This is a genomic window from Lyngbya sp. CCY1209, assembly GCF_055795065.1.
On the sequence record NZ_JAYFER010000232.1, the window covers coordinates 1 to 24,701 of the forward strand.

Below are 24,701 nucleotides of genomic sequence, written 5' to 3' on the forward strand. Positions count from 1 at the left end.
GATCGAATCCGGTTGAACGACAAAACCGCTTGGGAATCAATTCCCAAGCTCACAGCACAAATCCTCTAAAGAGGATTAAAAAGAATTGGCGAAAAAAACAGGATATGATACAATCAAATCATTGACCAAACCCCGATAATCGCCATGACTGAAAATTACATTCCCTCGGATTCTGTCCTCTACATTCAAGACTTCCTTACCTACCTCGAACAAGCGAAAACTAACTCGGACACCAACCTGGCAACCCTCCAACCAAAATTAGCCGCCGCCGAAGACAGACCGCCGCAACTCGCCGCAGCCATCAAAAGCTGGTGTAAAGATCATAACATCAAACTCGATCGCACACAACTGGCGGCGGTTCGCGCCAATATGTTAAACAAGGGTGAAACCCCCCCCAGACCCGCCGAAGGGGAACGACCCGAAACCATCTATAATAAAGCCTTACTGGTGGAAAAAGTGCGACAAGCCACGGAAGAACAATCCGAAAAATAAGATGATCGGCAAATGAGCGAAACGACCGCCCCAATTTATGCCCCCAGCCTGTATTGGTTCGCCTATCAATACCACAGCGGCTTGGTGACATCTACCGATGCAAAACCGCCCCAAAATTTAGAGGCAACCATCAACCCCCAATGGGTGAAAGCGAGATATCAAAAAATCCTCGACGCCTTCGAGGTTGACGTGGCGTTGCACCTCCGCGAAGATGAACCCTCCCAACATTTCGACTTGCTGACACTCTACGACGATGCACGTTCCATAAAATTTTTCACCACAAAAGACGATAAATTAGAAGGTTTTATTTATCCCCAATCTCTCCACGACAGTTATGCCCTCAATCTCAATATCTACCAACCGGAAACACCCGGCAAAGACAAATATAAAATAGCCGACCTGGGAAAATTCAACCCCGATAACTGCTTTCACCCCGAACCCGACTCCACCTCAAATTTGGGTCAGACGCTGTTATTGAGCGCCTATTTAAACCAAAAATCCCCCGAAAATATCCGCGACTTGGAACCCCTCGCCCGCCAGTGCTGGCTGAGTTTCTTCCAACCCGAAAACCCCGAAAAATTCCCGTCCTTCTATCGCGCCTACAACCTGTTTGGCGGCTATCTCTACGAATACGGCAACCCCAGGGCGGATTTACAAGAAAATCCCTACGGTCATTTATTGATATGGTTTCTATTTGAAGAACAGCCGACCCTGACCCTAAAAAAGTGTTATTGGGACTTGCCGGAACTCCTGTTATATTATCACAAAATCTGCAAAGCATTTCAAGATAGCAGAATTTATTACGATCGCGCCGATCGCATCGTCACCGACAACGAAACCGAGTTAAATCAATTCAATCAAAATTACCTCGATCGCGCCACGGGAGAAACCCTCACCGCCGACGACCTGAACACCCTAAAAATCACCCTCAAAAAACTGCTGACGGCCTCCCTGGACTATTCCAAACAACTGCGAAACCTGGAATACGCCCGCAACACGATCGCCATCAACGCCAAGAACTATCAAGCCACCCTGGAACGCATGGAACAACTCGCCCAAACCCCGGCGGAGGGTTGGCGGTTATTCGCCCAAAAAGAAGCCCCCACCTTTCAAGAGCAAATCCGCGCCGATTTGAACTACTTCCAACCCGGTTATCACTTACTCGATACCACCATTTCCACCATTCGCGGTTTGGTAGAAATTGACCAGGCAGAACGCGATCGCCAAATCCAAGAAACCAACCAAAACCTACAGGATAACTTACAAGCGATCGGTGTGGGAATTGCCGGGGGTGCGATCGTCGGTTCCAGCACCGGATTGGTGTTTCAGTCACAACAAATGACCTTTCCCTGGCAACAGGAACACGGCAAATATCCCCATCCGTTTTTTATTGCGGTTTTCATCAGTATCCTCTGTTCGGTAGCGGCGTGGTGGGGGGCAAAACGTCTGATTAAGCGGTTTAAAAAGAAGCGATCGCGCTCTCTCACCCATCCGACGACTCCGGGTTGAGGGTTTGCCAACGCCGTCTTAAAACCCGCATCGCCCGGACTTCATCATCTCTTTTGGTGCGTTCCCTACTATCACCTCCGCCCCGAAACCGATTGATGAGTGGGAACGCACCCTACTGGACTGTTTCATCTTAAATGAGGTGATCGGATCTGAATCCACAGGCAAGATGCCTGTGCTACGTTTTGAATTTTGCCTCATTTGAGCCGAAACGGTCTACTACGCGAAAGCACTAAAAATCAGGGCGCAAGCCTTGCGCCCCTACAATTCACCACGCGCTATTTTTTCAAACCGTGTGCCCGTACAGGTCATAAACGTCGGCGTCGGTAATTTTCACCGGCACCAAGGACCCCAAACGGGCGCCGCCCTCCACATACACCAACCCGTCCACCTCGGGGGCGAAACGGGCCGATCGCCCCACGAGTTCCCCGGTGGCGGGGTTCTCCTGTTCGATGAGCACGTCCACCACTTCCCCGACACATTGACGGTTTCGCTTCAGGGAGATGGGCTGCTGGACCTTCATGATCGCGTCCCGCCGCGCTTCCATCACCGCTTCCGGGACGGGGTTGGGGAGGGTGTAGGCGGGGGTTCCCTCTTCCGGGGAGAAGGTGAAAACGCCGACGTGATCGAACTCGTGGCGGCGGACGAAGTTGAGTAAATGCTCGAAATGGGCGTTGGTTTCGCCGGGGAAGCCGACGATAAACGTCGTCCGCATCACGGCATCCGGCAGGGCGGTTTTGATATTTTCGATGATGTCGTCGTTGACGCGGCCCTGCCAGGGGCGGTTCATGGCCCGTAGGATCTCCGGGTGGGAGTGTTGCAGCGGCAAATCCAGATAGGGGAGGACGTTGGGGGTTTCCTGGATGGCGGCGATGACCTTGGGGGTGAGGCCGGTGGGGTAGGCGTAGTGCATCCGTATCCAGGGTACGTCCACGGTTCCCAGGGCGCGGATCAGGTCGGCGAGTTTGGGTTCGCCGTAGATGTCGGTGCCGTAGTTGGTGGTAATCTGGGAGATCAGCACCAGTTCTTTCACGCCCTGATCGGCCAGTTGTTGGGCTTCAGAGACGATGGATTCGATGGTGCGCGATCGCTGGTTTCCGCGCAGGTGGGGGATGATGCAGAAGGCGCAGCGGTAGTTGCACCCCTCGGCGACCCGCAGGTAGGCGACACCCTCGGTGGTGGTGCGGTAGCGGGGTACGGTGTCGTCGGCGATGTAGGTGGGCTCGGCGGACACTTCCCGGACGCGATCGCCCTTTTCGACGCGATCGATGACGTCGGCGATTTTATGATAGTCCCCGGTGCCCACCAGGGCCACGGCTTCCGGGAGTTCTTCGAGGAGTTGGTCCTGGAAGTGCTGGGCCATGCATCCGGTGATCACGACTTTTTTGTTGGCTTCGGCGAGTTCCACCAGGGTGCGGACGGATTCTTCCCGGGCCGCTTCGATGAAGCTGCAGGTGTTGACGACGACGTAATCGGCGGCGTCTTCGTCGGAATCGACCTGATATCCGGCTTCGGCGACCAGGCCGATCATGTGTTCGGTGTCGATGCGATTTTTTTCGCAACCGAGGTGGGAGAAGGCGATCGTCGGCTTTGTTGCCATTGGTGATTGAAGTTTGGATGCACAAACGCGACAGGACAGGTTCTTTATTTTATAGCAGGCAACAGGGAATAGGCAATAGGCAACAGGAAAAGGGAGTGGAGGGAGTCCAGAAACGGGCGTAAGGCTTGCGCCCCTATAGCAGTGCGCGCTCCAGATGATTGGGGAGGCTGTGGGGTGACAGGGAGCTGACGTCAGATGTTTTCCGATTGATGCTCTGGATTTTCTATCGATAGTTTTGGGGCGGTTTGTTGGACTCGGCGATCGCCAGACCGCAGGACTCCATCACTGGCAATTGTCGGTCAAACTGAAGGGGGCGATCGCGGATCTTTGGGTGGCAATTCTTTACAATCCCGTCCGAACTTGGGGCGACACGGGGCCGATTTTCGGAAAAATTTGACAATTATTAAAAATCTACCTTTGGACTGATGACACCGTTATTTTTAGATTCAACAATGAAAGAAGCCGGCTCGAAAATAACTTGAAAATCACAAGAATCGATGTTTTGCTCTTTATGCCCCTACCAACTCCAAAAAGACAAGTCGGCGATATTTGCCAAAATTACCGACATGATTTTATTGCTCGATGTCGCCAAACATCGAACCGAAGAAGAAGATGATCGCACCCGCCTCGACTATGTGATCGAGCAGCTTTACGAGTTGAGAATGTTCGCCGACAACGTGGGTACTTGTCAGCAGACCTGCTCCATTTGCCGTCCGGAATCGGGGGAAAACGGGCTTCGGACAACCCGCGAGTCCGCCCTGCGAGTGCTGTGGGAAATGGAGCGATCGCCCGACGGCGGCGCCGAACCGGCTGAAAAAAAAAGACCGCACCCCTAGGGGGACGGGAGTGCCGCCCCTCCAGATTCAGTTAGACCACTCCCGGCCCAAAATCGCCCAGGTTTTCTCATCCACGACCCCCGTCGGTTCCAGGCCCACCGCCTGCTGAAAGTCGCTCACCGCCGCCAGGGTCCGCGGCCCGAAAACCCCGTCAACCGGACCCGGAGCGTGTCCTTTCAAGCCCAGGCGAATTTGCAGGGTTTTCACCTTCGAGCCCCGCGCCCCCTTTTCCAGGACGAGTTCCTCGGACACCGCCTCCTGCTGTGGCGGGTCGGCGGATAAAGCCTGCCAGGTGGCGCGATCGACTTCCCCGGTCACCGCCAAACCTCGGGAGGCCTGGAACTCCTCCACGGCCCGCTCGGTACGGGGGCCGAAGATGCTGTCAACCTGGCTCGAATAAAACCCGTGGACCTGTAGCCGCTGCTGCAAGCCGGCCACCTGGGAGCCCTGAGTCCCCCGCGCCAGGGTCATTTCCCGGGGGCGGGTCGGCCGCGTTTCCGGCTGGTAGTAGGGTTCGGAAAAAACCTGTCGCTCGATCGCTTCCTTGTCGGGTTTATAAAAGGGGTCGGAAAATAATTCCCGTTCCAATCTTTCATTTTCGGAAAACGAGAACGTGGGGCGATCGCCCCCCGGCATCAACAGTTCCTCGAGTTCCCGGTCTTCGAGGGTGGATTCCGCGCCGGAATTGGCGATCGCGGGGGCGCCAAAGCTCGGAATTGCCAGGGCCAACAACCCGGCGATGATAGCAGTTTTGATACCCATAGTACAGATCTCGTTATTTAATGATTTCGACTTTATGGCTTTGAATCAAGCTTCTGAATCGAATTTTATCATCCGGAATGGTTAACCGACGAGGGTCAACCGCTCCGGGGAAGCCGAACTCGCAAAACCGATCGGGGGGGCGGGGGAGTTCAAATCGGGACGCCAGCCCTCGCGCCCCGACCATCTAAAATTGAGGTCCCCATCCCCCAATCCTGCCCCGATCCTAACGTTGCAAGTGCTGTTGCAACAACTCCCGGGCGCGGGGTTTGTAAATCAGGTGGAACAGGGCTTCCAAATAGCGGATCATGTCTTCCCGCTTTTGCTTGGAAACGTAATTCCAGAACCCGTAGACCCGGGTCAGCGTCAGCAGCCGGGAGGTGTGAATTTTCCAGGTGTAGCTGCTGTAAACCCGATCCATGCCCCGCTGGGAAATCTCGTTCCAGAACCCGATATTGTAGCCGCAGCGGACTAGGAATTCGTCCAACTTGGCGGCGGTTTCGTCGTAGTTGGTGGGGTTGATATAATATCCGTTGATCTTGTCTTTGATAATTTCCAGCGGGCCGCCGAATTGGGTGGCAAAGGTGGGCAACCCGGAGATCATCGCCTCCAAAATAGTCAGCCCAAAGGCCTCGAATAGGGCGGGTTGGACGAAGATCCCGTGGTGGTCGGCGATGACCCGGTACATCTCCCCGGTGTCGGTTTTGGAGAGCCGGACACCGAGCCAGCGCACTTTGTCGTAGAGGTCGTACTGCTCGATGATGCGGTACATCTTTTCGATTTCTTCAGCCTCTTCGCGATCGATGGAATCCTCGACCCGCAGCTTTCCGGTGATGAAAATGAGGTTCGCCTTTTCTTGTAGTTCCGGATGTTGGCCGTAGCACTCCACCAGGCCGGTGATGTTTTTGATCCGGTCGAGGCGGGCGACGGAGAAGAGGGGAAATTTACTCGGATCGGCCAGTTTTCCGTACACCTTGGCGGGGTCGTCGAGGTGGAAAATCAAATCTTCGATCCGATCGCGATCGCTCTGGATGCGGTCTTCTGTGCGGGTGTAGGGGAAGAAAATCGCCTCGTTGACCCCCGGCGGTACCACGTTGAATTTGGGGCTGAATAATTCCAGTCCATCCACCACATGGTACAGTCCCGGCATGGTAAAGGATTTGTAGGATTCGTACTGGCCGACGCTATCCGTCGTGCCGATAATTTCCTGGTAGGTACTGCCAATGATAAAATTCGCCGCGTTCATGGCGATCAAATCGGCGGTAAATTGCAGGGAGAAGTGATAGTTATCCTCCATGTTCTGCCAGTACAAATCGCTGAACAGGTACTTGGATTTTTCCAGGGCGTGGGCGACGTTGCACTGGATCACGTTCAGCCTCCGACACAGCAAAAATGCCACCAAATTGCCGTCGGAATAGTTGCCCACGATCAGGTCTGGGGAACCTTTGAACTCGGCCAGAAGTTCCTTTTCGGCGTCGATCGCGAACGTCTCCAAATAGGGCCAGATTTCAAATCGCGACATCCAATGTTGGGTAACGTTGGGGTTGAATTCCCGGAACGGAACCCGGAGAATCCAGGCGTTTTCGGTGCCGTAAACTTTCTCCAACCGCTGGTGACAGCGGGTGCCGTCGCTGTCGGGAATCAGGCGGGTCAAAATGATCACTTTCGGGTGGATGCCCAGGGCGCTCAAACCGGAGAGTTTCAGCTCTTCTTCGAGTTCCTGTTCCAGGCTGCGGGCCTGGTCTAAAATGTAGACCACCTGCCCCCCCGTGTCGGGGCGGCCGAGCACCCCCTCCTGACCGAACCAGCCGTGGACGGAGACGAGGACGATGCGGAAGATCATGGGGATGCGGGCGAGGAAGGCTTCGAGCACCTCGTCGTCCGGGGAGTCGAGGAGTTCGTCGAGCATTTCCAAGGTTTCTAGCGCCCGTTTGGCGGTGTTTCCCCACCCCGGCTCGAAGCCCATGTTTTGGAATTCAAACCGGAATTTTTCGTAGGGTTCTTTGGGGGGGCGGCTGTTGAGCAGTGCGATGCCTTTTTTGACGGCTTCGGAGAGTTGATCTTGGTTGCGGATGCGATCGTTGATCAGCAGTTGCATTCCGTTGTAAGAATGCAGGCTGAGAAATTTGTACAGGGCTTCGAGCCACTGGCGGGCATCTTGGAAGAGTTTACTGGATAAGTAGCGGTTCAGGTAGCGGACGCCCTTGCCGATGTTTTTGGAGTCGCGGAGTTTGGGGGAGTAGTCGTAAAAGGAGCCGAAATCGATTTCTAAAACGTCGCCTTCGTTGGGGTGGTAGTGGTTGACGAAGCGATCGCGGGTGTCGAGAAGAGCGGAGATGTCCATCGTTTCGACGGACAAATCCGGCCAGAGTCGAAACCGTTCTTGGGTGGCAATTTTGGGGCGGACGATCAGGCAAATGCTTTCATTTTCGAGGATAATTTCTTGGGTGTAGTAGATCAACTTGCTGAGGTTTGAGCCGTGGATGAAAGCCTCGGTTTTTTCAAATTTTTTGCAGTATTCGGAAAAGGCCTGTAAAATGTCGTTTCGCAGCAAGTAGCGCTTTTCGGAAACTCTGAGTTCGCCGGTGAACTGGCGCAAGTCATTTTTTTCATCGCCATCGATGACGGCTTGAATGAGTTCGGACATGAAATTCTCCTGGTCAGTCGTTCGTTCGATATGGGGGGCGATTTGACAACCGATAGCTCCGCTAGTCGGCCCGTTTAAAACCCGACCAAAACAAGCAAATTTGATGCCGTTTTATCGGCTTTTTAAATTCCTCATTTTTGTGTCTTATTGCCGACGGGAATGCTATCAATTTCAATTCTTGATCGTCGGTTTCAATGATACATCCTCCCAAATATAGATTTGTTTCGGCGCGGTTTTGCCGGCGTTTATCGTCCCCTATTGTCGGTCAAAAAGTCCCCTCAATTGCGGTCAAAAGTTGGCGGAGAAGATGCGAAAAATGAGCCGGGCGATCGGCAAATTTTGACGATCGCATCAATGGCTCCCGACTCCGGCCCCCGGCCGCGCCCGTCCGGCCCGCCGCCTTATTCATTTGACCGCAGCAATTGGAAAAAACGACGGACTTCGCCTTCAACAGCAGCCGACCCTTTACCGCTTCCGAATGACGGGGAGATGCACCGAAACTTTGCCATTCAGATGCCCCGACCCACCGACCGCAGCCGAGCGGAGGGGTGCGACGTTGACCGGGCCGGGTCAACCGTGATGTGAATCGAGATCCCCACCTTTTAGGCACTATAAAATAGTGTATCCCAATCTTAAGAAGCAAAACTCTAAAATTTACAATTATAAAGATATCCGTACTTATTTCGCAGGTACTCCAGGAAGGGTTCGAGACTCGGGGGGCTGCCCGTCACCCGCTCCACCCACACCTGGACCCTGTCCTCGCCTGCGGCCGGGTAGACAGTCCGCCGCAGCCAGTCGTGGAGCCGTGTGAAATTCCCCCGCTCGATATCGACGGGGATTTCGGGGTCTTCGCGGACGGCGGCCTCGTAGAGTTGGGTCCCGATCAGGTCGCCGAGGGCATAGCCCTGGAACATCCCCCCGACCCACCCCCCGTACCAGTGGGGGTCCTGCAAAACCCCGTCGCGATCGCTCCGGGGGACGCGGCCGAATTCCCGCCGGTACCCTTCGTTCCAGGCTTCCGGCAGGTCGGCGACGGCGAGTTTCCCCTCCAGCAGATCCGACTCCAGCTCGAACCGGATGATGACGTGGAGGTTGTGGGTGATTTCGTCGGCTTCGCTACGCAGGGGCCCGGGTTGAACCCGGTGCAGGGCCCGATAAAATTGGTCAGCCGACAGGTGGCCCAACTGGCGGATAAACATCCCCTGTAGTTGGGGGTAGAACCACTCCCAAAACGCGCGGCTGCGACCGACCCGGTTTTCCCACAGTTTAGACTGAGTGTGGCCGAAGATCGAAGATGCCCCTCCCCCCCAGTCGGCCCCGTCGAGTTCGGGGTCGCGACTTTGTTCGTAGAGGGCGTAACCCGCCTCGTGGATGGTACTGAACAGGGCGCGATGCAGGTGATGTTCGCTCAGGAGGGCGGCGAGGCGGACGTCCCCCGGGGAAAATGGAGCCGTCAGGGGGTGGGGGGCGGTGTCCCGGCGACCCCGCCGGAAGTCGTAGCCCATCCGGGACAGGATGCAGTTGCAGAAGTTGATTTGGTCGATTTCGGAGTAGAACTGGTGCAGGCAGGTGTCGTTGGCGGGGGGGGCGGCGAGGATGGCGTCGAGGATGGCGTGGAGTTCCCGGTGCAGCGGCTCGAACAGCGATCGCAACCGGGAAACGCTCAGGCCGCGATCGCTGTTTTGGATCAGGGGGTCGGCCAGGTGATCGGCCTCCGGAAAAAAGCCGGCGAACTCCCGACTCAGGTCGAGGGTGCCCTCCAGCAGCGGTTCCACGGCCCGAAAATCCCCCTCGGCGCGGGCTGCGACCCAGGCACCGTAGGCGATCGCCTGGTGCTCGGCGGCGCGGGCGACGAACGGCGGCGGGATGCGCCGCCATCGCCCGTACTCCCGGCGGATTCTCCGCAGCCAACCGGCCGCGATCGGGTCGTCAACGGGGACTTCCCGGGCCGAGAGTCGCTCCAACAGGTCGCCGACGGCCGCATCGGTGAATTTTTGATGGGCGATCTGTTTCAGGGTCGCGATCTGACGCGCCCGGGCCGCGGTGCCGCCGTCGGGCATATGGGTCGCCTGATCCCACTGCAACAGGGCAATTGCTGCTTTGACATCCTGGATCTCGCGCAGGCGACGCCGGAGTTCCAGGAATTGCGGATCGTTCGTGGGCAGGGGGGGCATGATTCGGGAATTCGTGGGATTGTAATTTTCATCTCTAGTTTGCCACTCATTGCGCTCAACCCCGATCGCTTCCGGCAGGGGCGCCCCTCCCCCGGGTTTCCGAGAATTGGTGGGACATCCGGCCGGTGCAAGAATGATGACTCTCGGTCAACCCCTGCCGACGGCTGAAAGCCCGGGGCTCATTGCCCTGTATGGCAGGAGTTGCGCCGATTGGGCGCGTCCGCCGCCGGGACGGCGGTTGACCATCGGGGAACCTGTCGATCTGTTTCCCGTCTGATCGGTTTTGCGAGAATCGGGTTTCTCAAGATCGACGATCGGCCCGACAATTTATAGTTGCGCCATCGCCTCCCCCCCTTTGTTGCCAACGCTCTTCCGAAAATTCTCTCCCGTTCCCATCCCTAGGCGAATTGCGGTTCGCATCGGATTTGGATCAATTATTATCTGTTGTACAATCTGATGGTATTTTCATGTCTGAATCGATGAGCGATATGTCAACAATGGATTACAATGACGCGCCCAAACCCGCCACGGGTGAAATGGACGACAAGGCTAAAACCCGACTGCTTCTGACTTTATGGGCATTGGGTGGTACCGATAGCAAGGTCAAGAAAAGCGACCTGACGAGTAAAGTCAAACAAAAGCGTCAGGGCAAGAAGGTCGGCATCTATCAGGGTCTCTACGACGACCTCAAAAGTGCCGGCGCGATCGAGATTGACAAGGACAATCAAGTTCCAATGGTGTCGATGACGGAGACGGGCAAATGGATGTTGGTCGAAGCCCTTCAAAGCCCCGAGTTTGACTTCGAGGGAACCGTCGTCGCCTCCCGGTTAGCCAACGGGTTGGTGGAGTTGATTCGGGAAATCGGCCGCAGGACTGCCGGCAGCGCCGGGACCGATGAAAATTAAAGTTCCGTCCGGCGAAAATTGTGCTATAGATTGAACTTTTTCAATCCCTTTTGCCTTTCGATCGATTTTTTAGGTCTGCTCCTCACACCGCCAACTCACGATTGATTCCCCACTGGATTTTTCCCCTTGTAAGGAGGGGGGCTGCTTTTGAATTACACCCCCCAAGTTTATTGATTTTTACAGTTTATTTTTTGGCGGTGGATTTCTTCGCCAGCAAGCCGACCCCCAAACCGGCCAGGGCGAGGGTCGCCGAAGGCTCGGGGACGGTTTTGAAATCGTCTTTGAGTTGGTCGTAAGCCGCCCGGGCGATGATTTCATTGGTCTTCGTCGTCGGGTGGACAAAATCCCAAAATAAATAATTTTCCGGGTCGTTACAAATGGTACCCGTGGTAATTGAGAAGCAGGGATCTGTTACATTCGTAAATCCGTATTGCCCGGGATTGGCGATCGCATCGTCGAACAAACCTGCCACGTCAAATAAGCTGATATTAGCGCCGGTCAAGTTTTGATTCAACCCCGCGACAGCCAGGTTTAATCCCTGATTATGGAAGGTGATTAGAGTGTTGAGTGCATCATTATCGATGTCATTTTCCGGGTCGAAAGGATTCAAGTCCGCGATGGGCGCTTCTCCCAATCTCGGCAAATTCAATAGCAAGAAATTGCGGGCTCCAACATTGTAAAGGTCGGTCACGGCATCGGATAAATTGTTAACCGGAACGGTGGGATCGATTTGACCCCCTCCCAAGTAATCATTCGCCCCCGCCCAAATGACATAAAGTGCATCGGGATGGGTTGATCCAAAAGTGTTATATGCTTCAAATGCGTCGATTTGATCGGATAAACCGGGGAAAGTTAAATTTAAAGCCTGAAATTGTCCCTGATCGTCCGTGGTGTTTTCCGTTCCGGTGGTCGCCCCATTAAACGCGAAATTTAACCCATTTGCGGGGAAAGATGGAGCGAATGCCAACCCGGGATTTAAACCCAATTTGTTGCCAAAATAATCGATCCACAGCGGCCCGTTGGAAGTCCTTCCTTCAAAGTAGGGCGGGCTGGGGGGATAGGCTCCACCCGTGGCGGAAAAGATATTCCCCGTGTCCGACAGACTATCTCCAAATACATACATTTCCCCGAAATTTAATGTTGCCGCTTTGGCAGGAAGTTCGGTAAATGTACCGATCGCGATCGCACCCATGATGGAAGTTGTGGCTAATGATAAGCCTTTGTAGATGCTTTTCATGATCATCCCTGGTGTGATTTGATAAATTGCGTAGATGTTGTATGCTAACGTTAACATCTGGACTCGGTACAATTACAGATGCCTGTGTAAAGCCTGGTTCTTTATTTGATAAAGCTTTTGTAAAGCGATCGCATTTGTTATCACGCCTGTCGCCCCGAAAACTGTGAAGTTAGAAATTAGGATAACGGGAAACGAAGACCGAAAATTTTGACAACCGAATTCAGCCGCGATCGCAGCGGAAATTATACCATTTTTAAGTCAATTTGTCAATGTGTCCGGCGGACAGCCCGACGCCGAATCCCCCTTCGATCCCCCCCCGCCCCCATCCCCCCTTTGTCAGGGTCCGGCCGTTTCATTCTCGGTTCAACAAGGGGAGGTCGCCCCTTGTCGAGGTTGACGAGGAAAACCGTTGAGGAGAGACAGGAGCAAGGTATTTTAAGGCGTGAAACAAGGGGATTGAACCCCTTGTTGATTCAGAAAAATCTCCCTCTGCCTCGGGAGCCCCGGTCGCCATTTTTCGGGGACAATGAAACGGCCCGGCTTGAAAAGGAGGGGGATTCAAAACCCTAGAGGACGCCGGTATAGGACAGGCCGAGGATGACCCCCGCCCCCAGGATATGCCCAAAGCTGGCGGTGGCGAGGAGTTCCGGGAAGCCGAAACCGGTGAAGACCCGGGGGAGGGAAACCGGCAAGGCCGGACCCTGACCGCGATTTTCTTTGGAAATGGCGTAGTAGCCGACCACGATCGCAAAAATATTGCACAAAATCATGATAATTCCCACGGTCAAAGACCATTCCGGGGTGGAGGGGGTGGTGGATTGTAGGCCAAAAATTAGAGTCGAATTCATCAATTTTTTTTCTCCCAATTAATAGGTTTACGGCCAACGGATTTGCAATTTTTAAGAAACCGAAAAAAGTTTCGGAAACAATTATAGGAAAAAGTTGTTTAAAAGCAAGATTTTGTTTTAAAAATTAACACTCCCAGGCCGTTTCCCACATTTTGCCCGCTCCTGGTATGATTTGATCAGGGATGGCGTCAATCGAAGGGCATCGATGCGAATCAAAATTTGTGGGATCACTCAACTCGAACAGGGACGGGCGATCGCCGAACTGGGGGCGACGGCGTTGGGGTTCATCTGCGTGCCCGCCTCCCCCCGCCAGATCCGGGCCGAGGACATCGGGGCGATGGCGCCTCACCTGCCGGAAACCGTCGCCCGGATCGGGGTTTTCGCCAATGCGACTTTCGAGGAGATCCGCGATACCGTCGCGGCCGGGAAGCTGACGGGGGTGCAACTGCACGGGGGCGAGTCCGTCGAACTGTGCGATCGCCTGCGGGATGCCCTGCCGACGTGCGAACTGATCCGGGCGATCCGCGTCAAAACGCCGGAGGCCCTCGACGCCGCCGCCGCCTTCGTCCCCCACGTTGATGCCCTCCTCCTCGATGCCTACCATCCCCGGCAGTTGGGGGGGACCGGCCGCACCCTGGACTGGCGATCGCTGCGGGAATTTCGCCCCGGGTGTCCCTGGTTCCTGGCGGGGGGTCTGACTCCGGATAATATCACAGATGCCCTGACACTGCTACAACCCGACGGCATCGATCTCTCCAGCGGCGTGGAGCGATCGCCGGGGGACAAGGATATGGAAAAGGTGGCGAAATTGTTTCGGGTTTTGAGAGAGAATCCCGTCTCACCTGCGGGCGATCGCATCTGAGAATGGCAGATGCAATTGAATTGGAAATAGTCCGGAACTCTCACCCCAGTTTTGGCGACTATATTGACGGGGTACTTCTGAAGTTGTTGTGGGGCTTGAACCCTTTTCTGAAGCGCTGAAGCGCAACAACGGTTGGATAATTTTTTCTTTTTTTCCGGACTATGTTAACCGAAGAATATCCGAATTATTCCAGTTTTTTACTGGGGCAGTCTCCCTGGGAAGATGCCGACGAATCGTTTTTTGAGGATATCTTTTTTGACGATACCCCGCCGGCGTTTAGTTTCACCCCCGATCCGTCGGGTTTGCCGCGCCTCCTGGCCCAGGAAACTCCCGATACGATAACTTTATTTGAGGGGGATTTAGCGGGCTATTCGGACGGGATTTGGACGTTGGGTGGCGATGATGTGGTGTTCGCCTCTTTCGAGAGCGAACGCATCCTTCTCAACCAGGGAAATGATACGGTTTACGGGGGTGGTGGCGATGACGAGGTATTCGGCGGACAGCAGGACGATCGCATTTTTGGAGAGGATGGCAACGACTTTTTGAGGGGCGATCGCGACGGGGATATCATCGAAGGGGGAGAGGGGGACGATCGCCTATTTGGCGGTAAGGGAAATGACCAGTTGTTCGGCAATGACGGGGAGGATATTCTGTCGGGAGATCTGGGGATTGACAGTCTCACCGGGGGGGGCGATCGGGATATCTTTATTCTCCGCACGGATGAGGCTTCTTTTGAGATCAATGAAGTGGATGTCATCACCGATTTTGACTGGTTTGAATCCGGGGATCAAATTGCCCTCACCGACGGACTCACCGAAGCCGATATCGACTACACTCGACTCACGGATTACGAGGGCGACGGGGTGGCGAATGATACTTTAATTACCCTGAGAACGACCGACGAAATTCTGGGGGTGGTGTTGAATGCGGACGATTTCGCGTTATTCGGTCAATTTGTTTCTGTGGATCCGTTGGCGTTGGTTTGATTTGGGGAAAATTAACAATTAACAATTAACAATTAATCATTCAATTTTCCCCCCTCGCCATTTCCTACAATTTTTCGATTAGCCAGTAGGTGGTCATGTCACCTTTTCCTTTCACTTTTATCGTGCCTCTCGGTTCAAATTTGTAGCGGTATTTTAAGCGTTCGTAGGTGACATCCGTGACTTGGATGCGTCCGGGTTCGCCGGAGGATTCCATACGGGAGGCGATGTTGACGGCATTTCCCCACAAATCGTAGGAGAATTTTTTGATGCCGATGACTCCGGCGACGACGGGACCGGTGTTGATGCCGATCCGAATTTGGAAGTTTTCACATCCGGGAATATTTCCCAAAATTTGACAGGCGTTAAATTCGTCCATAATTTGCTGCATTTCGATCGCCATATCCGCGATCGCTTCGGCGTGGTCGTCCCGGGGAATGGGCAACCCGCCGACGACCATGTAGGCGTCCCCGATGGTCTTGATTTTCTCCAATTTGTGGCGTTCCGCCAGTTCGTCGAACCGCGAAAACATCTGGTTGAGCAATCCCACCAATTCGATGGGGGGAACCCGGGCTGAAAGGGGTGTGAAACCGACAATATCCGCAAATAAAATGGTGACATTTTCGATGGCGGAGGCAATGGTTTTTCGTTCTTCTTTGAGTTGGTCTGCGATGGCTTTCGGTAAAATATTCAACAATAATTTTTCGGATTTTTCCTTTTCTTGGTGTAGTTCAAATGTCCGCTCTTCCACCCGATTTTCGAGGGTTTCAAAATACTCGCGAAGTTGGCGACTCATGGTATTGAAGGACTGGGATAAAATCCGCAGTTCGCGGATGCTGTCGGATTTGACGTATTGCTTCAGATCTCCTTGGGCGATCGCCTGACTGGCCAAACTGAGCCGCCAAATCGGCCGGCCGATCCATCTCGCCATGGCGATGCTAAATACCGTGGGTACGATCAAAACGGCGACGCAGAGTAAAATGGTGGTGCGCTTGCTGGCGTTAATTTGTTCCATGAAATCCGATTCGGGTACGACTAGCACGATCAGCCAGTCCAAACCCCGGTCGTCATTGAAGGGTAAAACTTCCACGAATTGCCGCTTTCCGTCAATCTTAAAGTCGAGCTGTTGCGATCGCCGGATGCCGCGCAAGTTGCCGAATTTTTGTATCAAATATTGGGTGGTCGCCCGCACCAAAGGATTGAGGCTTTCCGTGGCTTTTAGCATTTGGGCCTCCTCGGCCGTTCCGACGGTGATGGGGTCGTCGGTGGAACTGGAAACTAAAATGCCAGACCGCTCCAAAATAAAGGCTTCCCCCGTTTTTCCGATTTCTAATCCTTTCAAAAATTGCCTCAATTCCTCCGTCAGTAAAACGTCCGTTCCGCAGACACCGACGAAGTGATTTCCCCAACTGTCGTGGGCCGGCAAACTGGCGGTAATGGTGGGGATATTTGTGGTAAAATCTAAATAAATATCGCTCCATTTTGCCCGGGCTGATGCCCGGGCAACTTGATACCAAAGCCGCGTTCGGGGATCGTAGGGGCCGGCATCTCGCAAAAAGTAGAGGCGATCGGCGCGGATGTCGATACCGTATAAATACATCCGTCCGTCCGTCTCCGAGTTGCGAATCATCAACTCGAAAAAAGCCCCGTCGCCGGTGCGACTCACGCCGACGAAATCTCCCGTTTCGCGATCGCCGCAATAGACGGCATTCACGTAGGAGGCTATTTTGAGTTGTTGCAAAAATTGATTTGAACCCGCACCCGTGCTAAAATTTAAATCGCCCTTTGACAATGCATCGACGTTCAGACGGTTGATGGCGTGGGGGGCTCGGACGTAGCTTTGCAGGCGCTGGTTGATGCGGGCGGTGAGTTCGTCCCGCAGTTGAGATGCCAAATCTTGCACAGCCGCTTCCCCGTTCCGAAAGGAAAAATAGCCCACCAAACTTACCGTCAATACGACTTGCAGTAAAAATGGGACGACCAAAACCGTGCGGAGTGAAACGTTACCGACACGCCGCTTCAACTGTCGGCGGCAACGGCGGAGAAGGGGAAACGGCATGAAGGGCAATCACCTGGCAATTTCAGGTTGAGACTGTCGCAAGTATAGCTCGAAAGGGAGGGCAACTGCTAGAATCCGATCCGGCGGCGGTTCTCTCCAGCCCTCGGATGCGGCAGTGCGATCGCCCCCATTCTCCCCCAAATTCCCGTTTTCTCCGGGACGACTTGGATTGTCTTCGCCGGGAGAGCGATCGCAATTGGGGTCAGTTGTGACGGCACTGCTGAATGGAATCCTGTGGTTTTTTTGTGATTGTATGGCACTCCGGTGATGCATTCGGAGATTGGGAAAATTTCACACCGACCGAGTTATGGGGTTTCATCAATATCCGTGTCGCTCTAATTGTAAAACTTGGGGTTGGGGTTGTCAAGAGCGATCGCGGGCGGTCGCCCTATCCGATCGGATCGGAAAGTGTTATACTCGACTCTACGAATCCGAAATCTCGAATTTTGCAGCCTTTATAAATAGGGGTAAAGAATGAAAATTTTGATCATGGGTGGGACTCGATTTATCGGGGTCTATCTCACGAAAATTCTAGCCAATCGCGGACACGAATTGGTTTTATTCAACCGGGGAAACAAACCCGCCCCCGTGGATGGCATCCGGCAAATCCACGGCGATCGCACCGACGGGGAACAGTTGAAAGAAAAGCTCTCCGGCGAAACGTTCGACGTCATTTTTGACAACAACGGCCGCCAATTGAGCGACACCAAACCCCTGGCAGATGTATTCAACGGGAAAGTCAAACACTTCATTTACATGAGTTCGGCGGGGGTCTATCTCAAGTCCGACCAGATGCCGCACGTCGAGGGGGACGCCACCGATCCGAAGAGTCGCCACCTGGGGAAATACGAGACGGAAACCTACCTGCAAAAAGCCGGACTTCCCTGGACATCGATCCGGCCGACATACATTTACGGCCCCCAAAATTACAATCCTTTAGAGTCCTGGTTTTTCGATCGCATCGTCGCCGGCCGGCCGATTCCCATCCCCGGCAACGGGTTGCACATCACCCAATTGGGTCACGTCAAAGACCTGGCAAATGCGATGGCGGCGGTGTTGGGAAATGAGACGGCGATCGGGGAAATTTACAATATCTCCGGCGATCGCTTCGTCACCTTCGACGGGTTGGCGAGGGCCGGCGCGATCGCGGCGGGACGGTCCCCGGACGACCTGGAATTGATCCACTACGACCCCCAACAATTCGACTTCGGAAAGCGGAAGGCGTTTCCGATGCGCGTCCAACATTTCTTCGCCGACGTCCACAAGGCGATGAATCAACTGGATTGGCAACCGGAATACAGTTTGATCGACGGGTTGAAAGATTCCTTCCAAAATGATTATCTGGCCGCCGGAAAGGATAAAGCCGAGGTGGATTTTGACCTGGACGACGAAATTATAAACGCCGTGAAAGGTTGACACCCCAATAAGCGGGCAACCCTATAAGGTTGCCCCCACAGAAAAGAGGTGGAGGAGGCCGAGGGGACAAGTTGATATCAGATCCGTACAAACTCCCCAATCATCGACCGATGATTTTTGCTATAAGAACAGGGAATTAATTCCCAAGCGGTCTGGGTTGTTCTACCCGCTTCCTCCGCTTCCCCCACACCCCACACCCGGCGGGCGGCGCCATATCTTTCAGATCCGCCGCTTGCGGACGGATAATCTGTTAAAATTGTCGCGATCGCCGGGATGCAACCCGACGGTCGAAACATTAACATTCTCAGATGAGGAAAACTGATGAGCAGACTTCGCAATATTCTCCTCGGAGCCGGCGTTGCAGCCGTCGGCGGGATCGGCACGAAAATGGCAGTCGATTATTTCCGAAATCGGGGGAAAGAAGAAGAAGTCCCTGAAGTAGAAGAAGAAGAAGAAGAAGCGACTGTAGCGAACCTTTCTCCCGAAGAAGTGGCCTATGCCGTGGTGGAGGATGACTCGATCCAGTCATTTCTCGACGCGAGTTTTGGCGCTCCCGGGCGCTACGTTCCGACCCGCCCTCCCAAGGTGTTTTCCTATCAGGGAGAAGAGTGCATGGTGATTTGGGCCTACGACAACGAGAAAGAAAAAAATCAACTGTTGGCGTTCAAATATACCGACGCGGGCCGGAAGATGGTCGCCAGCGTCGGCTACACCGCAGATGGGACCGATTACAACCTTCCCGGCTTGGATGAAACCCCGTTTGCGATCGAAGTCAACGGGGAACAAATCACCTCGGGTCAAGGGGAAACCGACGGCACGGATGAGGTCGATTTTGTACCCGCAGGTGCTTAGTTTTGGAATGGAAATGTCAGCGGACCGGACTGGAACCGGGCGGACATTTCAACCCCTCGCCCGGAACGGGAATTGAGGACAAAATGGGAGGTGTTTTTGAAGGTTCGTCTGTTTGGCACAGATTCGCCACCATCATCACACCTCCCTCCGTCGCCCCGGCGGTCATGACGCCGGCGTAGCTGGGGAGGTCGTCGGTTTTTGCCGTCGCCGTCAACACCACCGTCTGGGCGGATTCGCCCTCGGTTTCGATCGCATAAAGATAACTTTCCGTCTCCAAATTCAGATGGGCCGACAGGCTCTCCACCGAACCGGCAAACTGTCCCTGATGGTCGTAATAAGCCTGTTGTCCCACCGCGATCGCCCGCATCATCAACGGGGCGCGATCGCTCTGTTTTAGGGGCGGCAATTCCAAATCTTCCCCGAAGGAAGAGAAATTCAACTGACAACCGGTCAACAAAAGGGGAACCAGAACCGTCAAATATTTGAACATGGCGAGAGTCTCGATAACGACGTAGAGCTCGAAACTCCACTACAGGCCGCCACATCTCGATTCCTGATCGGATGATGTCGTAGAACAAACCTCCAAAAATTGGTAGATTAGAAGGCTAATGGCTATTCCGGTTCAGCGTCGAGGCTCATCAACATGGTTGGAATTGCGATTGTTTCCCACAGTCACACCCTCGCAGTCGGAATCCGGGAATTGGCCGCGCAGATGGCGGGGGACGCCGTGCCGATCGCGATCGTGGCCGACCTCGGCGGTCCGGACACCCCCCTGGAAGTCGATGCCGTCAAAATCTACCAGGCAATCGCCCCCATTGAAAGCGATGGCGTCGTCGTGTTCGCCGATCTGGGGCGGGCCGTGGCGGCCGCGAAACGGGCCCTAGAACTCTTCCCCGCCGCCCGAAGGTGCCAAATCCGCCTCTGCGCCGCCCCCCTAGCCGAAGGTGCGATCGCCGCGGCCGTCACCGCCGCCGGGGGCGCCGAGCTCGATCGCGTCGTCGCGGAGGCCGAAAATGCGATGACCTCGAAACTGGCGCAGTTGGGGGCACACGACCCCCCCGACAGTCCGCCGCCGGAGCATTTCCCGACCGGGCAACTGCACCTGACCCTCGACCACAGCACCGGGCTCCACGCCCGCCCCGCCGCCCAACTGGTGAAATTAGCCTTTCAATTTGAATCCGACATCACCCTAGAGAACATAACAGCCCGAACCGCCCCCGTCAACGCCAAAAGCATCAACCAAGTCATCGCCCTGGGGGTGCGGGACGGGGAAGAGATCGCGATCGCCGCCACGGGAGCCGACGCCGCCGCCGCCCTGGAGGCCCTCCGCCACCTCCTCACCGAAGAATTGACCTCGCCGAACCGGAGCCGTGTCCCTCAAAGGCTTTCCTCCCCCCCGCCCGACCGCTCCCTGCGGGGCATCCCCGCCGCCGGGGGCATCGCCATCGGCCCGGTGATGCGCTGCGAACCCGCCGCCATCCACATCGAAACCCAACACACCGAACACCCCCAGCGGGAATGGGAATTTTTGCAGCGGGCCCGCGACAGTTCCCGAGCCCAAATGCTGGACTTGCACCGGGAAATCGGCCAGAGGTGCGCCGTCACCGATCGCGTCGGGTCTTCCGAAGCCGCCATTTTCGCCACCCACCTGCTCCACCTCGACGACCCGACCCTGATGGAGCGGGCGCGGGAACTGATTTGGGAACAGCACCACACCGCCGCGGCAGCCTGGAAAACGGCGATCGAGGAAGTCGTCGCCACCTACGAACACCTCGAAGATCCCCTGCTGCGATCGCGATCGGCCGACGTTTGGGACGTGGGGCGGCGGGTGTTGCAACTGCTGACGGGGGCCGAACCCGTCTGCCTGCTGTTGCGGGAACCGGGAATTTTGGTCGCCCCGGAACTCACCCCCTCCGAAATCGCCCAGCTCGACCCCGAGCGCGTTTTGGGCATCTGCACGGCGGCGGGTTGCTCGATTTCCCACAGCGGCATTTTGGGGCGATCGCTCGGCATCCCGATGGTGGTGGGTGTGGGCCCGGAATTGCTCCACTTGTCGGGGGGGACGGCGATCGCGATCGACGGCGGCACCGGCCAGGTGTGGGTTGATCCTCACCCGGACCAAATCGAGGAGTTGCGCCGCCGGCGGGAACGGCAACTCGCCACCGCCCGAGATCTGCGACAAGCCGCCCAAAATCCGGCGGTCGCCGCCGACGGCCACCGTCTCAGGGTGATGGCGAACATCAGCGGCGTCGCCGAAGCCCGCATCGCCATGCAGAACGGCGCGGAAGGGGTGGGGATACTCCGCAGCGAATTTCTGTTTCTGGCGCGGCGGCGCATCCCCTCGGAGGACGAACAGGTGGAACTGTACCGGGCGATCGCCAATGCCATCGACCCCCATCCCCTCGGAGTGCGGATTTTGGACATCGGCGGCGACAAACCCATGCCGGGAATTAGCCTCCCCGACGAGGATAACCCATTTTTGGGCTGGCGGGGCATCCGCCTGCTGCTGGACCGCCCAGACCTGCTCCGTGCCCAGTTGCGGGCGCTGCTGCGGGTGGGGTGCGATCGCCCGGTCAAAATTCTGTTTCCGATGGTGGCGCGATTGCAGGAAATTCGCGCGGCCCGCGATATTTTGACGGAGGAGTGGGAGAATTTGCGGCGGCAAAACGTCCCCCTCTCGGAGATGCCGGAAGTGGGGGCAATGGTGGAGGTCCCCGCCGCCGCCCTCATGGCCGAACGGTTGGCGGCAGCGGTGGATTTTTTCAGCATCGGGACTAACGATTTGACGCAATACGCGATGGCCGCCGACCGCACCAATTCCAAGGTCGCCGCCCTCACCGATGCCCTGGAACCCGCCGTCTTGCGCCTGGTGGCCGAAACCATCGCCGCGGCGAAACGGGCCGGAATTTGGGCGTCCGTGTGCGGGGAGTTGGCCGCCGACCCGGTGGCGGTTCCCATTTGGATGGGGTTGGGGGCCCACGAGTTGAGTTTGAACCCCCAGGCGATCCCGATGGTGAAGATGACGATTTCCCGAATCCGTCGCGACGAGGCAGAAGCGATCGCCCGGGAAGCGTTACAGTTGGAGTCGGCGATCGCCGTCCGGGAGTTGGTCAGATCTCGCCTGGGTTTAACAATTAATAATTGTTAATTATTGAGGGGCGCTGGACTCTGATATTGGGCGGCACTCCCTACTCCCTCCACCACAGATGTTTGGTGGTCAATTATCAGGATTTGATATCATCAATAATTGAACAGACAAACACGATCTCAAAATTGGAGGAAATTATGGCAAGAAAACGGCTGATTATCGAAATGGGGATGGGGGTCGATCAGCACGGGCAGGAACCCACGATCGCCGCCGCCCGGGCTGTCCGAAATGCGATCGCCCACAACGCCCTCCCGGGGGTGTGGGAAGTGGCGGGATTGAGTCACCCGGACGAGATGATCGTCGAGGTGCAAGTCGCCGTCCCCTACCCGGAATCGGTGCGGGAAACGGAGGTGTTGGCGGTACTCCCCTTCGGGCGAAAGTCCCTGAAACTGGAGTCCGGGGGGATGGTGGTGCAGGGGCGGGCGATCGCGGAACTCGGCGACAAAAATGACGAAATGTTAATCGCCGTTGCCGCCGTCACCGTTTGGGTCGAAACTGATTCATAATGGCGAGTGTTTTGGAGAGTTTTCAGATGCAAAAAGAGACGATATCCCACGCGATAGAAGCTTATTTTCAAGCCCTCTCGTCCATGAATGCGGAGGACTGGGTTGCCCTGTTCGCCGCAGATGGCATCACCTACGATCCCGTCGGCAATCCCCCGAGTCAAGTCCGCGAAACCTACCAACAATTCTTCGGAATCCTGTCGATGGCGTTCGCCAGTTTGGATGTCTCCCCCGACCAAATCTTTATCTCCGGAAATGGGGCGGCGGTGAAGTGGACGATGCGCGGCGCGGGCAAAAATGACCGCCGGGGAGTCGCCGAGGGCATCAGCACCTTCGAGTTTGACGAGATGGGGCAAATTAAAAAAGTGTTTTCCTACTGGGACGACGCGGCGATGATGGCACAAATTCGGGGTTGATGGAAGATGGAACTTCAAGAGCAAAATTGGCATCGATTCTGTCGGTATCACGCCGGAGACTGGCACGGGATCTGGCTTGACTATTCCGCGACGGGAGAGGTTCTGGATTCCAAACGGTGTGTCAGGAGCTTTCGGGTTGAAGACAACGGAAATCAAGTGCACCACCAGAATCATTATACTTATAAAGACGGGCGGCAGGAAACAAACACCTTCGGACCCTATTACAAACCCCGGACTCGAAGTTTATTTTTAGATCGGTGTTTTTCTTGGGGAACTCTGGAGAACGGGACAAATTCCCAATTGGGATTCGAGACGGGTTTCCGCCACGAAAATCGGCGGATGAGTGTGGCGGCGGTTTGCGATCGCGCCGCGGGTTGGAAACAGTTCGTCATCATTACCGAACACCTCGACAGTTGGGGTGCGGAACCGGAAGCGATCGCCATTTCCGAACCGGCAAATTGGCGGGGCACCGCGAAAACCATGACGCCGGATTTGCACATATCGCCGGCGATCGCGATTCCTTAGAAGTCATTCAATCTTGTGGAAAGCAAGGAAGGATTGATATCGACCCGTTTTCGTGGTATTCATGCTGGTTTTACCGGCGACATCAAAATTTTTCTGTATCCAATCAAATTATGAATAAATTACTCAAAAAAACTCTTCTAGGTATTCGGGAATTAGCCTTATCGATCGAATCAAGGTTCGATTGGTACTTTCTCGAATCAGATGTTCCAATGTCCAATATTGTCAGCCATCAAAAGTGGCAGAAATATCTCTATGAAATCGGGAATAAACCGGGGAATCGGATATTAGAGATAGGCAGTCGTGAAGTCACGGGTTTATCGAATGCTCGCCAGGAATTTTCCCGGGCTAAATATGTGGGTTTTGACTATTACCCCGGCAACAATGTCGATGTGGTGGGAGATGCCCACAAGTTATCTTCATATTTTGAAGGCGAAGAAAAATTCGACCTGGTGTATTCGAGCGCTTGTTTGGAACACTTTGCCATGCCTTGGGTTGTCGCCATCGAAATTGCGAAAGTGCTGAAAGTTGGCGGTATTGTTTTCATCGAAACTCATTTCTCGTACTCATCGCACAGCCGGCCGTGGCACTTCTTTCAATTTAGCGATATGGGATTGAGGGTTCTTTTTTCAGAAGCGCTGGGCTTTGAATGTGTGGAGTCGGGCTTGTCCAATCCAATTGTCGGCCGATTTTCATCATTGGCAGATGCTTACCTTAAAAATAAGCCGGTAAGAGGCCTTTATTGTCACAGCCAATACCTCGGAAAAAAGGTTAAAGATATCAATGATATCGATAACTTCGATTGGCAGAAAATCGATTTAACAAGTGTGGTAGGGAACACACAATATCCGGAATCATCATAAGCAAGGTGCAAAAGCGATCGGAATCGGGAATCGGGTTAAATCACCTTCACCGGTTACTGACGGAACAGACTCC

25 protein-coding genes are annotated in these 24,701 nt (G+C 54.9%); 16 read left to right on the forward strand and 9 right to left on the reverse strand.

What is annotated here, in order from left to right:
- The first annotated feature begins 144 nt into the window (after positions 1 to 144).
- The gene (locus AC0QHF_RS05330) at positions 145 to 492 is read left to right on the forward strand and encodes a hypothetical protein (protein ID WP_324703150.1); all 348 of its coding nucleotides are present in this window, start codon (positions 145 to 147) and stop codon (positions 490 to 492) included.
- Positions 493 to 504: 12 nt separating this feature from the next.
- The gene (locus AC0QHF_RS05335) at positions 505 to 2,001 is read left to right on the forward strand and encodes a hypothetical protein (RefSeq protein ID WP_324703151.1); all 1,497 of its coding nucleotides are present in this window, start codon (positions 505 to 507) and stop codon (positions 1,999 to 2,001) included.
- A 283-nt stretch (positions 2,002 to 2,284) separates the two neighbouring features.
- On the opposite strand, the gene rimO is transcribed toward AC0QHF_RS05335, so the two are convergent.
- Positions 2,285 to 3,598, reverse strand: coding sequence for a 30S ribosomal protein S12 methylthiotransferase RimO (gene rimO, locus AC0QHF_RS05340; RefSeq protein WP_324703152.1), 1,314 nt, complete (start codon positions 3,596 to 3,598; stop codon positions 2,285 to 2,287).
- 235 nt (positions 3,599 to 3,833) lie between these two features.
- Between rimO and AC0QHF_RS05345 the strand changes: the two genes are divergently transcribed.
- The gene (locus AC0QHF_RS05345) at positions 3,834 to 3,995 is read left to right on the forward strand and encodes a hypothetical protein (protein ID WP_324703153.1); all 162 of its coding nucleotides are present in this window, start codon (positions 3,834 to 3,836) and stop codon (positions 3,993 to 3,995) included.
- A 100-nt stretch (positions 3,996 to 4,095) separates the two neighbouring features.
- Positions 4,096 to 4,434: a hypothetical protein gene (locus AC0QHF_RS05350; RefSeq protein ID WP_324703154.1), complete on the forward strand. Its 339-nt coding sequence runs from the start codon at positions 4,096 to 4,098 to the stop codon at positions 4,432 to 4,434.
- Between the two features lie 27 nt (positions 4,435 to 4,461).
- Here the strand turns inward: AC0QHF_RS05350 and AC0QHF_RS05355 are convergent, their stop codons facing one another.
- On the reverse strand, positions 4,462 to 5,196 hold the full coding sequence (locus AC0QHF_RS05355; protein WP_324703155.1) for a peptidoglycan-binding domain-containing protein: 735 nt from the start codon (positions 5,194 to 5,196) through the stop codon (positions 4,462 to 4,464).
- Positions 5,197 to 5,419: 223 nt separating this feature from the next.
- On the reverse strand, positions 5,420 to 7,840 hold the full coding sequence (locus AC0QHF_RS05360) for a sucrose synthase (RefSeq protein WP_324703156.1): 2,421 nt from the start codon (positions 7,838 to 7,840) through the stop codon (positions 5,420 to 5,422).
- A gap of 219 nt (positions 7,841 to 8,059) precedes the next feature.
- On the opposite strand from AC0QHF_RS05360, the gene AC0QHF_RS05365 reads away from it, so the two are divergent.
- Positions 8,060 to 8,425, forward strand: a complete 366-nt coding sequence (locus tag AC0QHF_RS05365; protein ID WP_324703157.1) for a hypothetical protein — start codon at positions 8,060 to 8,062, stop codon at positions 8,423 to 8,425.
- A gap of 62 nt (positions 8,426 to 8,487) precedes the next feature.
- Here AC0QHF_RS05365 and AC0QHF_RS05370 read toward each other — a convergent pair whose 3' ends face one another.
- Entirely contained in the window at positions 8,488 to 10,014 is a 1,527-nt protein-coding gene (locus tag AC0QHF_RS05370; RefSeq protein ID WP_324703158.1) for a carboxypeptidase M32, read from the reverse strand.
- Between the two features lie 133 nt (positions 10,015 to 10,147).
- Between AC0QHF_RS05370 and AC0QHF_RS05375 the strand changes: the two genes are divergently transcribed.
- Both AC0QHF_RS05375 and AC0QHF_RS05380 read left to right on the forward strand, forming a co-directional pair.
- Positions 10,148 to 10,291 (forward strand): hypothetical protein, encoded by a 144-nt coding sequence (locus AC0QHF_RS05375; RefSeq protein WP_324703159.1) that lies wholly within the window; start codon positions 10,148 to 10,150, stop codon positions 10,289 to 10,291.
- Positions 10,292 to 10,502: 211 nt separating this feature from the next.
- Positions 10,503 to 10,919: a hypothetical protein gene (locus AC0QHF_RS05380; RefSeq protein WP_324703160.1), complete on the forward strand. Its 417-nt coding sequence runs from the start codon at positions 10,503 to 10,505 to the stop codon at positions 10,917 to 10,919.
- Positions 10,920 to 11,103: 184 nt separating this feature from the next.
- Here the strand turns inward: AC0QHF_RS05380 and AC0QHF_RS05385 are convergent, their stop codons facing one another.
- Positions 11,104 to 12,213: an SGNH/GDSL hydrolase family protein gene (locus AC0QHF_RS05385; protein WP_324703161.1), complete on the reverse strand. Its 1,110-nt coding sequence runs from the start codon at positions 12,211 to 12,213 to the stop codon at positions 11,104 to 11,106.
- 509 nt (positions 12,214 to 12,722) lie between these two features.
- A complete protein-coding gene (psaK, locus tag AC0QHF_RS05390) occupies positions 12,723 to 13,004 on the reverse strand; it encodes a photosystem I reaction center subunit PsaK (RefSeq protein ID WP_324703162.1) in 282 nt (93 codons plus the stop codon).
- 205 nt (positions 13,005 to 13,209) lie between these two features.
- Here psaK and AC0QHF_RS05395 point away from each other — a divergent pair, with 205 nt between their 5' ends.
- Both AC0QHF_RS05395 and AC0QHF_RS05400 read left to right on the forward strand, forming a co-directional pair.
- Positions 13,210 to 13,866, forward strand: a complete 657-nt coding sequence (locus tag AC0QHF_RS05395) for a phosphoribosylanthranilate isomerase (protein ID WP_324703163.1) — start codon at positions 13,210 to 13,212, stop codon at positions 13,864 to 13,866.
- A gap of 161 nt (positions 13,867 to 14,027) precedes the next feature.
- A complete protein-coding gene (locus AC0QHF_RS05400) occupies positions 14,028 to 14,852 on the forward strand; it encodes a calcium-binding protein (protein ID WP_324703164.1) in 825 nt (274 codons plus the stop codon).
- A 64-nt stretch (positions 14,853 to 14,916) separates the two neighbouring features.
- On the opposite strand, the gene AC0QHF_RS05405 is transcribed toward AC0QHF_RS05400, so the two are convergent.
- Both AC0QHF_RS05405 and AC0QHF_RS05410 read right to left on the reverse strand, forming a co-directional pair.
- The gene (locus AC0QHF_RS05405; protein WP_324703165.1) at positions 14,917 to 16,908 is read right to left on the reverse strand and encodes an adenylate/guanylate cyclase domain-containing protein; all 1,992 of its coding nucleotides are present in this window, start codon (positions 16,906 to 16,908) and stop codon (positions 14,917 to 14,919) included.
- A gap of 68 nt (positions 16,909 to 16,976) precedes the next feature.
- Positions 16,977 to 17,126, reverse strand: a complete 150-nt coding sequence (locus tag AC0QHF_RS05410; RefSeq protein ID WP_324703166.1) for a hypothetical protein — start codon at positions 17,124 to 17,126, stop codon at positions 16,977 to 16,979.
- 256 nt (positions 17,127 to 17,382) lie between these two features.
- On the opposite strand from AC0QHF_RS05410, the gene AC0QHF_RS05415 reads away from it, so the two are divergent.
- Positions 17,383 to 18,324: an NAD-dependent epimerase/dehydratase family protein gene (locus AC0QHF_RS05415; protein ID WP_324703167.1), complete on the forward strand. Its 942-nt coding sequence runs from the start codon at positions 17,383 to 17,385 to the stop codon at positions 18,322 to 18,324.
- A 321-nt stretch (positions 18,325 to 18,645) separates the two neighbouring features.
- Positions 18,646 to 19,176, forward strand: a complete 531-nt coding sequence (locus AC0QHF_RS05420) for a hypothetical protein (RefSeq protein ID WP_324703168.1) — start codon at positions 18,646 to 18,648, stop codon at positions 19,174 to 19,176.
- A 16-nt stretch (positions 19,177 to 19,192) separates the two neighbouring features.
- Here AC0QHF_RS05420 and AC0QHF_RS05425 read toward each other — a convergent pair whose 3' ends face one another.
- Positions 19,193 to 19,666, reverse strand: a complete 474-nt coding sequence (locus tag AC0QHF_RS05425; RefSeq protein ID WP_324703169.1) for a type IV pilin-like G/H family protein — start codon at positions 19,664 to 19,666, stop codon at positions 19,193 to 19,195.
- Positions 19,667 to 19,819: 153 nt separating this feature from the next.
- Here AC0QHF_RS05425 and ptsP point away from each other — a divergent pair, with 153 nt between their 5' ends.
- The 5 genes from ptsP (at position 19,820) to AC0QHF_RS05450 (ending at position 24,628) form a co-directional block, all read left to right on the forward strand.
- On the forward strand, positions 19,820 to 22,324 hold the full coding sequence (gene ptsP, locus AC0QHF_RS05430; protein WP_324703170.1) for a phosphoenolpyruvate--protein phosphotransferase: 2,505 nt from the start codon (positions 19,820 to 19,822) through the stop codon (positions 22,322 to 22,324).
- 137 nt (positions 22,325 to 22,461) lie between these two features.
- Complete coding sequence (locus AC0QHF_RS05435) at positions 22,462 to 22,830, forward strand: Lin0512 family protein (protein WP_324703171.1); 369 nt, start codon at positions 22,462 to 22,464, stop codon at positions 22,828 to 22,830.
- Positions 22,831 to 22,856: 26 nt separating this feature from the next.
- Complete coding sequence (locus tag AC0QHF_RS05440; RefSeq protein WP_324703172.1) at positions 22,857 to 23,243, forward strand: nuclear transport factor 2 family protein; 387 nt, start codon at positions 22,857 to 22,859, stop codon at positions 23,241 to 23,243.
- A gap of 6 nt (positions 23,244 to 23,249) precedes the next feature.
- On the forward strand, positions 23,250 to 23,768 hold the full coding sequence (locus AC0QHF_RS05445; protein WP_324703173.1) for a DUF3598 family protein: 519 nt from the start codon (positions 23,250 to 23,252) through the stop codon (positions 23,766 to 23,768).
- 110 nt (positions 23,769 to 23,878) lie between these two features.
- Positions 23,879 to 24,628, forward strand: coding sequence for a class I SAM-dependent methyltransferase (locus tag AC0QHF_RS05450; RefSeq protein ID WP_324703174.1), 750 nt, complete (start codon positions 23,879 to 23,881; stop codon positions 24,626 to 24,628).
- The last annotated feature ends 73 nt before the right edge of the window (positions 24,629 to 24,701 follow it).

What these genes read in the sequence shown, in the direction of transcription:
- AC0QHF_RS05330 (WP_324703150.1), top strand. Translation starts at nt 145, where the DNA reads ATGACTGAAAATTACATTCCCTCGGATTCTGTCCTCTACATTCAAGAC.
- AC0QHF_RS05335 (WP_324703151.1), top strand. Translation starts at nt 505, where the DNA reads ATGAGCGAAACGACCGCCCCAATTTATGCCCCCAGCCTGTATTGGTTC.
- rimO (WP_324703152.1), bottom strand. Translation starts at nt 3,598, where the DNA reads ATGGCAACAAAGCCGACGATCGCCTTCTCCCACCTCGGTTGCGAAAAA.
- AC0QHF_RS05350 (WP_324703154.1), top strand. Translation starts at nt 4,096, where the DNA reads ATGTTTTGCTCTTTATGCCCCTACCAACTCCAAAAAGACAAGTCGGCG.
- AC0QHF_RS05355 (WP_324703155.1), bottom strand. Translation starts at nt 5,196, where the DNA reads ATGGGTATCAAAACTGCTATCATCGCCGGGTTGTTGGCCCTGGCAATT.
- AC0QHF_RS05360 (WP_324703156.1), bottom strand. Translation starts at nt 7,840, where the DNA reads ATGTCCGAACTCATTCAAGCCGTCATCGATGGCGATGAAAAAAATGAC.
- AC0QHF_RS05370 (WP_324703158.1), bottom strand. Translation starts at nt 10,014, where the DNA reads ATGCCCCCCCTGCCCACGAACGATCCGCAATTCCTGGAACTCCGGCGT.
- AC0QHF_RS05375 (WP_324703159.1), top strand. Translation starts at nt 10,148, where the DNA reads ATGATGACTCTCGGTCAACCCCTGCCGACGGCTGAAAGCCCGGGGCTC.
- AC0QHF_RS05380 (WP_324703160.1), top strand. Translation starts at nt 10,503, where the DNA reads ATGTCAACAATGGATTACAATGACGCGCCCAAACCCGCCACGGGTGAA.
- AC0QHF_RS05385 (WP_324703161.1), bottom strand. Translation starts at nt 12,213, where the DNA reads ATGTTAACGTTAGCATACAACATCTACGCAATTTATCAAATCACACCA.
- psaK (WP_324703162.1), bottom strand. Translation starts at nt 13,004, where the DNA reads ATGAATTCGACTCTAATTTTTGGCCTACAATCCACCACCCCCTCCACC.
- AC0QHF_RS05395 (WP_324703163.1), top strand. Translation starts at nt 13,210, where the DNA reads ATGCGAATCAAAATTTGTGGGATCACTCAACTCGAACAGGGACGGGCG.
- AC0QHF_RS05400 (WP_324703164.1), top strand. Translation starts at nt 14,028, where the DNA reads ATGTTAACCGAAGAATATCCGAATTATTCCAGTTTTTTACTGGGGCAG.
- AC0QHF_RS05405 (WP_324703165.1), bottom strand. Translation starts at nt 16,908, where the DNA reads ATGCCGTTTCCCCTTCTCCGCCGTTGCCGCCGACAGTTGAAGCGGCGT.
- AC0QHF_RS05415 (WP_324703167.1), top strand. Translation starts at nt 17,383, where the DNA reads ATGAAAATTTTGATCATGGGTGGGACTCGATTTATCGGGGTCTATCTC.
- AC0QHF_RS05420 (WP_324703168.1), top strand. Translation starts at nt 18,646, where the DNA reads ATGAGCAGACTTCGCAATATTCTCCTCGGAGCCGGCGTTGCAGCCGTC.
- AC0QHF_RS05425 (WP_324703169.1), bottom strand. Translation starts at nt 19,666, where the DNA reads ATGTTCAAATATTTGACGGTTCTGGTTCCCCTTTTGTTGACCGGTTGT.
- ptsP (WP_324703170.1), top strand. Translation starts at nt 19,820, where the DNA reads ATGGTTGGAATTGCGATTGTTTCCCACAGTCACACCCTCGCAGTCGGA.
- AC0QHF_RS05435 (WP_324703171.1), top strand. Translation starts at nt 22,462, where the DNA reads ATGGCAAGAAAACGGCTGATTATCGAAATGGGGATGGGGGTCGATCAG.
- AC0QHF_RS05440 (WP_324703172.1), top strand. Translation starts at nt 22,857, where the DNA reads ATGCAAAAAGAGACGATATCCCACGCGATAGAAGCTTATTTTCAAGCC.
- AC0QHF_RS05445 (WP_324703173.1), top strand. Translation starts at nt 23,250, where the DNA reads ATGGAACTTCAAGAGCAAAATTGGCATCGATTCTGTCGGTATCACGCC.
- AC0QHF_RS05450 (WP_324703174.1), top strand. Translation starts at nt 23,879, where the DNA reads ATGAATAAATTACTCAAAAAAACTCTTCTAGGTATTCGGGAATTAGCC.